This is a genomic window from Cryptosporangium sp. NPDC048952 (genome assembly GCF_043197895.1).
Taxonomy (GTDB): Bacteria; Actinomycetota; Actinomycetes; order Mycobacteriales; family Cryptosporangiaceae; genus Cryptosporangium.
Window position 1 is genome coordinate 1,387,398 of the sequence record NZ_JBICTY010000002.1, and the last position, 11,740, is coordinate 1,399,137.

Here is an 11,740-nt window from a genome sequence, read left to right on the forward strand (position 1 = left end):
GTCAGGCTTTGACGGCACCGGCAGCCAGGTCGACCTGCCAGTATCGCTGGAGCGAGAGGAAGAGCAGCACGAGCGGAACGATCGACACCAGCGCGCCGGTCACCACCGTGATGTACATGGCCGGCTGGCTGGCGCCCTGGTTGAGCAGGCTGTTCAGCCCCACGGTCAGCGGGTACAGCCGGTCGCTGCCGAGCATGATGTACGGCAGCATGAAGTTGTTCCAGATCGCCACGAACTGGAACAGGAACACGGTGACCAGCCCGGTCCGCATCATCGGCAGCGCCACCCGGAGGAACGTGCGCCAGTCGCTGGCACCGTCGATCCGGGACGCCTCGAGAATCTCGGTCGGTACCGCCGCGGCGGCGAAGATCCGGGCGAGGTAGATGCCGTACGGGCTGATGAAGCTGGGCAGCAGCACCGCCCAGTACGTGTTGGTCAGCCCCACCTTGGCCAGCAGCAGGTACTGCGGAATCGCCAGGATGACGCCGGGCACCAGCACTCCGGCCAGCATGACGTTGAAGATGAAGCTCTTGCCGGGGAAGTCGAACTTCGCCAGCGCGTACCCGAACATCGCCGAGACGAACGTGGAGACCGCGGCACCGACGCCGGCGTAGAGCACGGTGTTCGCCATCCACCGCCAGTACAGGCCACCGCGGTACGTGCTCAGGTCGACGAAATTGTCGAACAGGTGGGTGCTCGGCACCAGCGTCAGCGTGGAGAACAGCTCACCGGCGCTCTTGCTCGACGCGATCACCACCCACGCCACCGGGAACAGGCAGTACGCGGCGCCGAGCAACAGGATCGTCGTCGCCACCGGGCTACGCTTCATGACTCTTCCTGGCTGAAGGCGCGCCGTCCGACGAGCTTGAGGAAGCCGAAGGACAGCGCGAACGTGACGACCGCGATGACCACCGAGGTGGCCGCCGCGGCGTAGATGTCGTTGCGGATGAACGCGTCGCGGTAGACCTTCATCAGCGGGGTCCACGTGTACGTGATCGTGTTGCTCAGCGGCCGCAGCGTGATCGGCTCGGCGAACACCTGCAGGGTGGCGATCAGCGAGAAGACGAACGTCATGATCAGCGACGGCAGGACGATCGGGATCTTGATGCGCCAGGCGATCGCGAACTCCGACGCGCCGTCGATGCGCGCGGACTCGTACAGGCTGGTCGGAACGGCCCGCAGCGCGGTGTAGATGACGATCATGTTGAAGCCGGTGCCGCCCCAGACCGCGACGTTCGCCACCGCCCACAGCACCCACGACGACGACAGCAGCTCGGGCGCGGCGAGCCCGAACGGTTCCAGCGCGTCGGTGAGCGGGCTGACGCGGGGCAGGTACAGGAAGCCCCACAGCAGCGACGCGATGACCGCGGGGATCGCGTACGGCAGGAAGATCGAGATCCGGGCGAAGCGGGCGACCGACGGGCGGGTACGGCTCGAGTCGAGCAGCAACGCCATCAGCAGGGCCAGGCCGAGCATCGTGGGCACGACGATCAGGCTGTACCCCGCGATCCGGTAGACGCTGGGCAGGAAGTCCTGGTCGGTCAGCGAGCGCGTGTAGTTGCCCAGGCCCGCCCAGACCTCGGTTCGCGACTTCGAACCGAGGCCCAGGCCGCTGACCTTGACCTTGCGCAGGCTCAGATAGCCGGCGTAGCCGATCGGCGCCGCCAGGAACAGCGTGAACAGCACGAGTCCAGGAGCCAGAAAGCCGTACGGGGTCTTTCGTGAAGTACTCATTCGGCGACGGTGAACCCGCTGTTCTTCATGTCGTCCACAGTCGCCTTCTGCACGGTGGCGAGCGAGGACGTGAACGCAGCCGCCTTCCTCGACTCGGCGGCCTTGCCGAACGCGTCGTTGAACGCGCTGTAGGCGACGTTGACGTTCGGCCCGTACGTGAACGGCTTGGTGGCCTTCGCGGCCTCGGCGGCGAGGTCGTAGAAGTCCTTCTGGTCGGAGAAGAACGCCGGCGGCTGGTCGAGCACGGCGTCGTTCGCGGCCGGGTACACGTTGGCGGTACCGCTCAGCAGCTTGAGCGCAGCAGGATCGCTGTTGAGCCACGCGATGAACTCGGCGGCCTGCTTCTTGTGCTTGCTCTGGGCGGTGACGCTGGTCGCCGACCCACCCCAGTTGCCGGTCGCCGGGTTCGCGGCGTCCCACTGCGGCATCAGGGCGGCCTTCCACTTGCCCTTGGTGTCCTTCGCGCTGCCCTCGAGCACACCCGGCGCCCAGACCGCGGACACCCAACCGACCTGCGCACCGTCGTTCAGCGCGGTGTTCCACTCCGGCGTGTACATCGGCTTGTTGTCGATGACGCCCTTCTCGACCAGACCGCCCCAGAACGCGGCGACCTTCTGCGTGGCGGCGTCGTCGATGTCGACGGTCCAGGAGTCGCCCTTCACGCCCCACCAGGACGCACCGGCCTGTTGCACGAGTCCGACGAACAGACCGGCGTCGGTGGCCGAGAACGTGCCGAGGTACTGCTTCGGGTTCGCGCGGTGGATCTTCTCGGCGGCCGCGGCGTAGTCGTCCCACGTCTTCGGGGCCTGCAGGCCGTTCTTCTCGAAGATGTCGGCGCGGTAGTAGAACATCAGCGGCCCGGAGTCCTGCGGGACGCCGTAGAGCGCGTCACCGCCGAGCGTCACAGCGGTCCAGGCGGCTTCGGGGAACTTGCTCTCGAGATCGCCGGCCTCCGACGAGATGTCGGCGAGCGCGTCGGCGGAGACCAGCGTCGGGATCTTCTGGTACTCGGTCTGCATGACGTCCGGGGCGCCGCTGCCGGCCTTGACCGCGGTGAGCAGCTTCGTGACCGCCGGGTCCCCGCCGTCCTGCTTGTTGACCGTCACCTGGATCTTCGGATGCGTCGCGTTCCACTCGGCGACGACTTTGTCCATGTTCGGCGCCCAGGCCCAGTAGTTCAGCGAGACGTTCGCGTCGCTGGTGCTGTCGTCGTCGGAGCCACCGCTGCAGCCGGCGGTGGCCAGTAGGACTGCGGCGCTGAGAACCGCCAGTAGGCGGAGGGGCGTCTTCATTGATCCTCCCTGATGGGCCTGTGACCGGTTACAGTGACGCTCCCTCGCAGACGTGTCAAGATCTTGGATTTGATCCTGTGACCGGTTACAAATGGTCTGTGCTGGAACTGCGCCACGTGCCCTGGGAAGAACCGCTGCGCAGGCCGCGGATGAGCAACGACGAGGACGTCCGGCCCGGTGTGTCGCTGACGAGCCGGTACGTGGTCCGGCGCGGTGTCCCGGTCGTGCCCGTCTCCGGCGAGCTGCACTACAGCCGCGTGCCCCGGCGTCGCTGGGCGGAGCGCCTGCGCCAGTTGAAGGCCGGCGGCGTCACGGTGGTGTCCAGCTATCTGTTCTGGCTGCACCACTCCCCCGCGCCCGGCGAATACCACTTCGACGGCAACCTGGACGTCGCCGCGTTCGTCGACCTGGCCGACGAGACCGGTCTCGACGTGATGCTGCGGATCGGGCCGTGGGTGCACGGGGAGAGCCGCAACGGCGGTTTCCCCGACTGGGTCCGGGACGCCCCGGTCCGCCACCGCACCGACGACCCGGCGTACCTCCGGCTGGTCGAGGAGTGGTTCGCCGCGATCGGACCGCACTTCCGGCCGGTGCTGGGGATCCAGCTCGAGAACGAGCTGTACACCGAGCCCGAGCACCTGCGCACGCTCAAACGGCTCGCCCGGCAGGCCGGGATCTCCGCGCCGATCTGGGCCGCCACCGCGTGGGACAGCGCTGAACTGCCCGCCGAGGAGGTGCTCCCGCTCTACGGCGGATACGGCGACGGCTTCTGGGTCGACGCCGATGCACCCTGGGCGCCGAACTTCCGCGACCACTACTTCTTCTCGCACGTCTGGGACGACCCGGGCATCGGCGCCGACGTCCGGCGCGCGCAGAACATCGCGGCAGCCGCGTCCGGACCCCGCGCACCCTCCACCGACTTCCCACCGGTCACCTGCGAGCTCGCGGGCGGGATGGCCAGCGCGTACCACCGGCGGCCGCGGCCGACAGCGCTCGACACGGCCACGATCGCGCACTGCAAGATCGGCAACGGGTCAGCCTGGCAGGGCTACTACATGTACGCGGGCGGCACCAACCCCGGTGACGTGCAGGAATCCCACGCGACCGGCTACCCGAACGACCTGCCCCGACGGGGTTACGACTTCCGGGCCCCGATCGGCGAGGCCGGTGCGCTCGCCGAGAGCCACGCCCACCTGCGTCGGCAGCACGCGTTCCTGGCCGCGTTCGGCGACAAGCTCGCCGACATGCCGTCCAGCCTTCCCGACGTCCGGCCGGTCGACGTCGAGGACAGCACGACGCTGCGCTGGGCGCTGCGCAGCGACGGGCACAGCGGGTTCCTGTTCGTGGCCTGGCACCAGCCGCACTTCCCGCTCGACACGTTCGTCGGTGCCTGCTTCCGGTTGAGCCTCGACGACGAGCAACTGGAGTTCCCCTCCCGGCCGGTCGACGTCCCGGCGGGCACCCTGGCGCGCTGGCCGGTCAACCTGAGCCTCGGTGGCGTGCGGGTGAAGTGGGCGACCGCGTCCGCGCTCACCGTGCTGCCCGGCGAGGTCCCCACGCTCGTTCTGCTCGCCGAAGCCGGTATTCCGCCCGAGCTGGACGGTGTACCGGTCACGCCTGGGCTGACGCCGATCCGGCTCACGGCCGACGGCGGCACGCTGGACGTGCTCGTTCTCCCGGCCGACGTCGCCGACACGGTGTGGGTGCGCGAGGAGGGCGGCCGGCGGCTGCTGTTGAGCACCGACGAATTGCAGTGGAGCGCGACCGGCCCGGTCTCGGTGAAGACGACGTCGGCCGCATCGGTGCGGGAGTACCGCCCGGCGGATCGCGCCTTCGTCCACCTGCCGAGCAGTCCGCGTTCGTGCCTGACAGGTCATCCCACTCTGACCGAAATACGGTCCGCCGGTGCGGTACCCGCTGAATACGGCAAGCACGACGGCCGGGCGTCGGCCCCCGATCGGGCCGTGTTCGAGGAGCATGCCGCGGTATACCGCGTCGACCTACCGGCCTGGGCCGCCGACCCCGACGCCGACGCGCTGCTGGAGATCGACTGGGCCGGTGACGTCGGGGAACTGCGCGTCGACGGCGAGCTGGTCACCGACCGCTTCTGGGACGGCTCGCGCTGGACGGTCAACCTGGTGGACGCCGGGTACCGCCCCGGCGCCGAGGTGACGCTGCACCTGCTGCCGCTCGCCACGGTCTCCCGGATCTCGCTGCCGTCCGACGCTCGCGACCGCCTGCTCACCGCCGAAGCCCAACTGCTGGCGGTCGACGCGATCCGCGTGGTCGGACGCAGCACCGCGACGCTGCCCGGTTAGCACTGTCAGCTCAGCGGGAACACCGACTGCGCCCACGGCGGCCGGCTCGACGGCTGGATCGACGTCACCCACTTGACCCACCAGAACCCCCGCCGCCCCGGCGCCACGATCCGCACCGGAAACCCGTGCCCGGGGCTCAGATACCGACCGCCGACAGCTGTCGCCAGCCACACGTCGTCGAGCGTGTCGCCGCCGAACCACCGGGCATACCCCGTCACCGACCGCACCTCGACGCTCCGTCCGGGGTCCACACCGGCGAGGGCCAGCAGCGCGCTCAGCCGCACGCCCTCCCACTCCTGGGAGCTGTACCACCCGCTCGTGCAGTCCAGGATCGCGGTGAACCGCTCGTGCGGCAGTGCCAGGATCCGGTCCAGATCGAACTCCGTCTCACCGACCCGCAGGCTCCACTTCCCGGCGTCGACGCGCTGGATGCCGTCGTTGATCCACGACGTGACCTCCAGGTCCGCCGTGGGCACCGACCCGGTGTAACGCCGGCTCGTGGCCGCGAGTCCGTCCCACGCCGCCGTGGCCACCGCCGCACCGGCGCCCAGAACGGCCAACCGCAACAGCGCCCGCCGATCGACGTCGGTGCGCCGCGGACGCACCCAGTGACCGACGAAGTGCGCCGCCACCGCGAGAACCGCACCGACCGCCGCACCCACGTGGATCTGCATCAACGTCAGCGGGCCGACGTACTCCACCCGGCCCGTCGAGTGCAGCAACCCGCTGCCGATCGTCACCAGCACGAAGAACAGCAGCGCGAGTGACAGCGCCTTGGTCGGCCGCCGCTGCCGCGGGTTACGCAGACCCCGGCGGATCACCACGTACTTCCACGGCGCCAGCAGCAGGATCGCGAGCGCACCGGCCGCGTGCAGCTGGATGAGGTCGAGTGGCCAGTTCACCCCGATCGTGTTGGCGCCCAGCCCGGTGAGCACTCCCGCGACCAGGAGCAGACCGAGCACGAGGTCCACCCGCCGCCCGCCCTGCCTGGCCCGGAAGTCGATCCGCATGCGCCGAACGCTAATCCGCTGCCGCGTATGCTCCCAACCGTGATCCGTCGCCATGGCTGAACCAGCCTCCCGCCCGGACCACGAGGCGGCCTCCCGCCCCGACCACGGGCCGGCGGCGCGCGAGGTCGACGCGCCACGCACCGAGGTCGGCCGGCTCGAGCGGGCGATCGCCGCCGGGTCCGGCAGCTGCGCGCCGAGGCGGGCCTGACCCTCGCGGAGGCGGCGGCACGCATCGGCATGACGTCGATCCCGGGATCCAGCCGGTGCCGGCCAGCGGTACGCGCGCCATCGCGGCGGCCTCGATCGTCAGCGCACAGAGGTCCTCGGGTTCGAGGTGCTGGACGTGGGCCTTGCCGCAGGCACGGGCCAGCGTCTGCGCCTCCATCGTCAGGACGCGCAGGTAGTTGGCGAGCCGACGGCCGCCCTCCACCGGGTCGAGCCGGGCCGCCAGCGCGGGGTCCTGGGTGGTGATGCCGGCGGGGTCGCGGCCGTCCTGGAAGTCGTCGTAGAACCCTGCCGCCGACCCCAACTCCGCGTACTCGGCGGCGTAGCGCGGTGAGTTGTCGCCGAGCCCGATCAGCGCCGCGGTCCCGATCGCCACCGCGTCGGCGCCGGCGAGATGCGCTGACGCTAGGGGATCTCCGGGAGCGACCGGTCGGTCTCGGCCACCTGGGTGAGCTTCGCCGCGAGCGGCGCGAGGAGCTTGGACGTCATGACCTTGTCCGCCACCTCACGCACCGCCAGGCCGATCCGGGTCTGCGGGTACGCGAAGTGTTCGAACCCCGGCGGCAGCTTCTGCACGTCGTCGACGAGGGGACGCATCCACTCCTGGTAGCGGGCGAGCGCTGCGGCGAGGTCGTCCGGTTCCGTGGCGAGGTAGGCGGCGAGAACGTACCCGCTGGTGAGCGCGAGCGAGGCGCCACCGCCACCCATCGGGGTGACGCACCAGCCGGCGTCGCCGGCCAGGACGATCCGACCGCGGTGCCAGCTGTCCATCCGGATCTGGGTGAGGTGGTCGATGTAGACGTCGTCGGACGTGTCGAACGCGTCCAGGACCCGGTCGGCCTCCCACCCGGCGTCGGCGTACCGCTCCCGGACGCGGGCGAGGGCGTCGGCCTGGTCGAGACGGGTCAGGTCGTCGTCGCGTGCGTAGGAGAGGATCGCGCGGGTGGTGCCGTGGTTGTCGGGCCGCAGATGGATCTGGCGTCCGCCGACAGTGGTGTACCAGCGCCAGCGGTCGTCGTCGGTCGGTATGCGCGGGATCGTGCCGAACACCATGTTGATGCCCAGTTCGCGACGGTCGACCGCGTCGCCGAAGATCCGGTCGCGGGTCGTCGAGCGGACCCCCTCGGCGATGACCAGCAGGTCCGCGCGGAGTTCGCGGCCGGACCCCGTGGTGAGCGTGACGGCGTCCGGGCCGTCGTCGACGTCCTCGATCTCCTCGCCGTAGTGGATCTCGACGTGCGCGGGCAGGTGGTCGAGGATCGTGCGGGCGAAGTCGCCGCGGAGTACCTCGAGTTCGGCCGTGGCACCGTCCGGCCCGTCGGAGGGCAGCTCGGCGCGCACCGCTCCCTGCGCGTCGACGAGGACGGTTGCGGTCTCGGTCGTGTTCTGCGCCTTGACCGCGTCGAACAGCCCCATCCGGGTGAGGACGTCCCGGGCGACGCCACGCACGTCGACGTTCTGACCGCCGTCCCGGAAGCTCGGGGCGCGTTCGATCACCGTGACGGTCCAGCCGGTGCGCGCGAGCCAGTACCCGGCGGATAGCCCCGCGATGCTGGCCCCGGAAACCACTGCACGTCGTGAGCTCATGACATCCCTCTCCTAGTTGCTTTACAGTGAAGCTACTTCAGAGTGAAGGATGGCGCATGACGAGACTGGACCCCCTCACGGAGGAGTGGGCGCCGGAGCAGACCGCCGCGATGCAGGCGCTTCGCGATTGGGCGGTCCGGTTCGCGGAGCTCAACCAGCATCTGGCGGCCTGGACGAACCTGCCGGGCTCGGACGCGAATGCCCTCGGCCTCATCGTCTGGGCCGCGGAGGACGGCACGCCGTTGTCACCGGCCGAGCTGTCCCGGCAGATCGGCATGACGTCGGGCGCGGCCAGCGTGCTGCTGAACCGGCTCGAGGCGGCGGGACACATCCACCGCACCCGCGAACACACCGATCGGCGTCGCGTGACGCTCCGGCCGTCGCCGGACGCCCGGGAGCGGGCCCGCCAGTTCCTCGGCGTGGCCGGGGTCGAGGTGGCGCAGGTCCTCCAGGACACGAGCCTCGACGACCTCCGCGTCATCACCGCGTTCGTGTCCCGCCTCGCCGCAGCCGGCGCCGCCGCCAACGACCGCCTCCGCCGCCGCTGAGTCCTCTTGCGTCGCGGTCCTACCGTGCCGACATGCCTGCCGGTCGTCTCGTCCTTCGCCGCGCGGCGATGCTGTTCGCCGCCCTCGCGCTCGTCGCCGTCGGCGTGGCCGATGGCACCGGCTCGGCGGTGACGACGAAGCCGTTCCTGCCGGACGCGAAGTTCGACTACCAGATCGGCGGTGGCTATCCGCCCGCGAGCGGCGTGCGGGTCGTCAGCCGCGACGTGAAGGATGTTCCGGCCGGGCTCGGCTACGACATCTGTTACGTCAACGGATTCCAGACCCAGCCCGACGAGAACGGCGCTGACGGTCAGCCGCTCGAGGGCACCAGCACGTGGTTCGCCGCGGACGCGAGCAGGAAGCAGTTACTGCTCCCGAACCCGACGCCCGAGTACCCGACCTCCACGGAGAACCAGCGGTACTCCACGCCGTACTACGTCGATCCGGGATGGCCGGACGAGATCATCGTCGACCTCCGGACTCGCGCCAACCGCACGACCCTCGCCGCGATCGTCGGCAAGCAGATTCAGGCCTGCGCCGACAAGAAGTTCGACGCCGTCGAGGTCGACAATCTCGACAGCTTCACCCGTGCCTACGCGACCCTCGCGGACCGCACGTCGGCGCGGGAGGGCACGGAGCCCGAGGAAGGCGCTCCCACGCTGATGAGCAAGAACGACGCTCTCGCGTTCGCCGCCCTGCTCATCGCGAAGGCCCACAGCCTCGGTCTCGCGATCGCCCAGAAGAACACCGCCGAGTTGGAGGGCGAAGGCAAAGCCGCCGGCTTCGACCTGGCCGTCGTCGAGGAGTGCGGCGCGACCACGGAATGCGCCGACTACGCGGAGGTCTGGGGCGGCAACTGGGTCGACATCGAGTACACCGCGAGCGGCTTCAGCAAGGCCTGCACCAGCGTGAAGTCCACGATCTCCGTCGTCCGGCGCGACCAGGACGTGACGAAGCAGGGCTCCACCGGCTACGTCTACGCCGAGTGCTGACGCACTGAGGGGGAGCGCGATCTGGTGCCGGGTGAGGTGTCACCAGATCGTGTAGCCGCCGTCGATCACCAGGATCGAGCCGGTCATGAACGCCGACGCCGACGAGGCGAGGAACACCGCGGCGGGCGCCATCTCCTCCGGCAGTGCATACCGCTGCTGGGCGGCGTCCTCGATCCAGTACCGCCGCAGCTCGGGCCGGTCGACCGGTGCCATCTCGGTCTTCACGTACCCGGGTGCGAGCGCGTTGACCCGGATCCCGAGCGGCGCCCACTCCGCCGCCAACGACTTGGTCAGGTGGTGCACCGCGGCCTTGGATGCGTTGTAGGCAGCCTGCCACTGGGGCCGGTTCACGATGTACCCGGACATCGAGCCGACGTTGACGATCGTCCCGCCGGTGCCCTGCAGGTGCCGGGCGGCCTCCCGACTGCACCGCCACAGCGCCTTGACGTTGAGGTCGAACACGGCGTCCCACTCGTCGTCGGTGGCGTCGAGCGTGGGTTTGTGGATGCAGGCTCCGGCGTTGTTGACCAGAACGTCCAGCCCCCCGAGGACGTCCGCGGCGGCGTCGACGAGCCCCGGTCCGGACGTGAGATCCCCGGTGACCGCGGAGACGTCCAGCCCGTCGGCGCGTAGCTCCGCGACGGCCCGTTCGGCGACCGCGGCGTCCCGGCTGATGATCGCGACCGACGCCCCGGCCTCGGCCAGCCCCCGGGTCAGCGCCTTCCCGATGCCCCGACTACCCCCGGTGACGACAGCACGCTTACCGGTCAGCGAAAACGTGTCCAAAACTGCCATGGTGGGGCTCCTTCGCGCAGCGGCATCTGATCGGCTTCCTACACTCTGCCCATGGGCATCGATTTCGCCGGCTCCGAGAGATCGCGCCTGGGCATCGAGTGGGAGATCGCCTGCGTCGACCGACGCAGCGGCGAGCTGTCCCCCGCCGCGCCGGACCTCCTCGCCCGGCTCGGACCGGCCGACACGTTTCCGCACGTCACCAACGAGCTGCTCACGAACACCGTCGAGATCGTCAGCGCACCCCACCACGAGGTGGGGCACGCCGTCGCGGATCTGACCCGCCTGGTCGAGCGCGTGAGCGGCTTCGCCGAGCCGCTCGGCGTCGATCTGATGTCGTCGGGCACGCATCCGTTCAGCCAGTGGTTCCAGCAGCAGGTCACGCCGGAGAAGCCGCGCTACGACACCCTCATCGACCGCACCCGCTGGTGGGGGCGTCAGATGATGATCTGGGGCGTGCACGTCCACGTCGCCGTCGAGGACCGGCGCAAGGTGCTCCCGATCATCGACGGGTTGCTCACCTACCTCCCCCACTTCCAGGCGCTGAGCGCGTCGAGCCCGTTCTGGGCCGGGGAGAGCACCGGTTATGCGTCCAACCGCGCGTTGATGTTCCAGCAGCTGCCGACGGCCGGGCTGCCACCGCAGTTCACCGACTGGGCGCAGTACGAGGCGATGGTGGCCGACCTCCTGCACGTCGGCGTGATCGCCGAACTGAACGAACTGCGCTGGGACATCCGGCCGTCCCCCAAGTGGGGCACGATCGAGGTCCGCACGTTCGACGGCATCTCGACGGCACGCGAGATCGGCGCGATCGCCGCGCTGACCCAGTGCCTGGTCGAACACTTTTCCCGCGAACTCGACGCCGGCCGCGCGATCCCGACGATGCAGCCGTGGTTCGTCCGCGAGAACAAGTGGCGGGCCGCCCGCTACGGCATGGACGCGATCATCATCCAGAACGCCGACGGCGACGAGCGGCTCGTCACCAAGGACCTCGACGAACTGCTCCCCACGCTCGAGCCGGTCGCCGAGGCGCTCGGATGCCTGCCCGAGCTCTCCGGCGTCCGCCGCATCATCGACGAGGGGGCCAGCTACCAGCGGCAGCTCCGCGTCTCCGCGGCGAACGACGGCAGTCTGAAGGCGGTCGTCTCCGCACTGGTCCGCGAGCTGCGGGAGGGCTGATCGCGAACGGTATGAACACAATGGACGGGCCGGATGAGTGCTCCCTAGCCTCGGACCTCGCGG

Annotated in this window: 10 protein-coding genes and 1 pseudogene; 4 read left to right on the forward strand and 7 right to left on the reverse strand. The window is 69.9% G+C overall.

From position 1 onward, the window contains the following. Nucleotide 1: 1 nt before the first annotated feature. From ACGFY5_RS14790 to ACGFY5_RS14800, 3 genes are read right to left on the reverse strand one after another with little or no spacing between them, the layout of a single operon-like run. Nucleotides 2-829 (reverse strand): carbohydrate ABC transporter permease, encoded by an 828-nt coding sequence (locus tag ACGFY5_RS14790; RefSeq protein WP_392720143.1) that lies wholly within the window; start codon nt 827-829, stop codon nt 2-4. Further along, nucleotides 826-1,734, reverse strand: coding sequence for a carbohydrate ABC transporter permease (locus tag ACGFY5_RS14795; RefSeq protein WP_392720144.1), 909 nt, complete (start codon nt 1,732-1,734; stop codon nt 826-828). The genes ACGFY5_RS14790 and ACGFY5_RS14795 overlap by 4 nt, the downstream gene beginning before the upstream one ends. Further along, complete coding sequence (locus ACGFY5_RS14800) at nt 1,731-3,026, reverse strand: extracellular solute-binding protein (RefSeq protein WP_392720145.1); 1,296 nt, start codon at nt 3,024-3,026, stop codon at nt 1,731-1,733. The genes ACGFY5_RS14795 and ACGFY5_RS14800 overlap by 4 nt, the downstream gene beginning before the upstream one ends. A 98-nt stretch (nt 3,027-3,124) precedes the next feature. Here ACGFY5_RS14800 and ACGFY5_RS14805 point away from each other — a divergent pair, with 98 nt between their 5' ends. Then, nucleotides 3,125-5,344, forward strand: coding sequence for a beta-galactosidase (locus ACGFY5_RS14805; RefSeq protein WP_392720146.1), 2,220 nt, complete (start codon nt 3,125-3,127; stop codon nt 5,342-5,344). Nucleotides 5,345-5,349: 5 nt separating this feature from the next. Here ACGFY5_RS14805 and ACGFY5_RS14810 read toward each other — a convergent pair whose 3' ends face one another. The 3 genes and pseudogenes from ACGFY5_RS14810 to ACGFY5_RS14820 form a co-directional block, all read right to left on the reverse strand. Continuing rightward, nucleotides 5,350-6,354 (reverse strand): molybdopterin-dependent oxidoreductase, encoded by a 1,005-nt coding sequence (locus ACGFY5_RS14810; protein ID WP_392720147.1) that lies wholly within the window; start codon nt 6,352-6,354, stop codon nt 5,350-5,352. Nucleotides 6,355-6,601: 247 nt separating this feature from the next. Further along, nucleotides 6,602-6,979: pseudogene (locus ACGFY5_RS14815) on the reverse strand (glutamate synthase-related protein); the annotation flags it as partial. A gap of 5 nt (nt 6,980-6,984) precedes the next feature. Continuing rightward, the gene (locus ACGFY5_RS14820; protein ID WP_392720148.1) at nt 6,985-8,166 is read right to left on the reverse strand and encodes an FAD-dependent monooxygenase; all 1,182 of its coding nucleotides are present in this window, start codon (nt 8,164-8,166) and stop codon (nt 6,985-6,987) included. A gap of 56 nt (nt 8,167-8,222) precedes the next feature. Here ACGFY5_RS14820 and ACGFY5_RS14825 point away from each other — a divergent pair, with 56 nt between their 5' ends. Continuing rightward, nucleotides 8,223-8,714: a MarR family winged helix-turn-helix transcriptional regulator gene (locus tag ACGFY5_RS14825; protein ID WP_392720149.1), complete on the forward strand. Its 492-nt coding sequence runs from the start codon at nt 8,223-8,225 to the stop codon at nt 8,712-8,714. 32 nt (nt 8,715-8,746) lie between these two features. After that, entirely contained in the window at nt 8,747-9,706 is a 960-nt protein-coding gene (locus ACGFY5_RS14830) for an endo alpha-1,4 polygalactosaminidase (RefSeq protein ID WP_392720150.1), read from the forward strand. A 39-nt stretch (nt 9,707-9,745) separates the two neighbouring features. Here ACGFY5_RS14830 and ACGFY5_RS14835 read toward each other — a convergent pair whose 3' ends face one another. Next, a complete protein-coding gene (locus ACGFY5_RS14835) occupies nt 9,746-10,501 on the reverse strand; it encodes an SDR family NAD(P)-dependent oxidoreductase (RefSeq protein WP_392720151.1) in 756 nt (251 codons plus the stop codon). A 51-nt stretch (nt 10,502-10,552) separates the two neighbouring features. Between ACGFY5_RS14835 and ACGFY5_RS14840 the strand changes: the two genes are divergently transcribed. Next, nucleotides 10,553-11,677, forward strand: a complete 1,125-nt coding sequence (locus tag ACGFY5_RS14840; RefSeq protein ID WP_392720152.1) for a glutamate--cysteine ligase — start codon at nt 10,553-10,555, stop codon at nt 11,675-11,677. Nucleotides 11,678-11,740 lie beyond the last annotated feature (63 nt).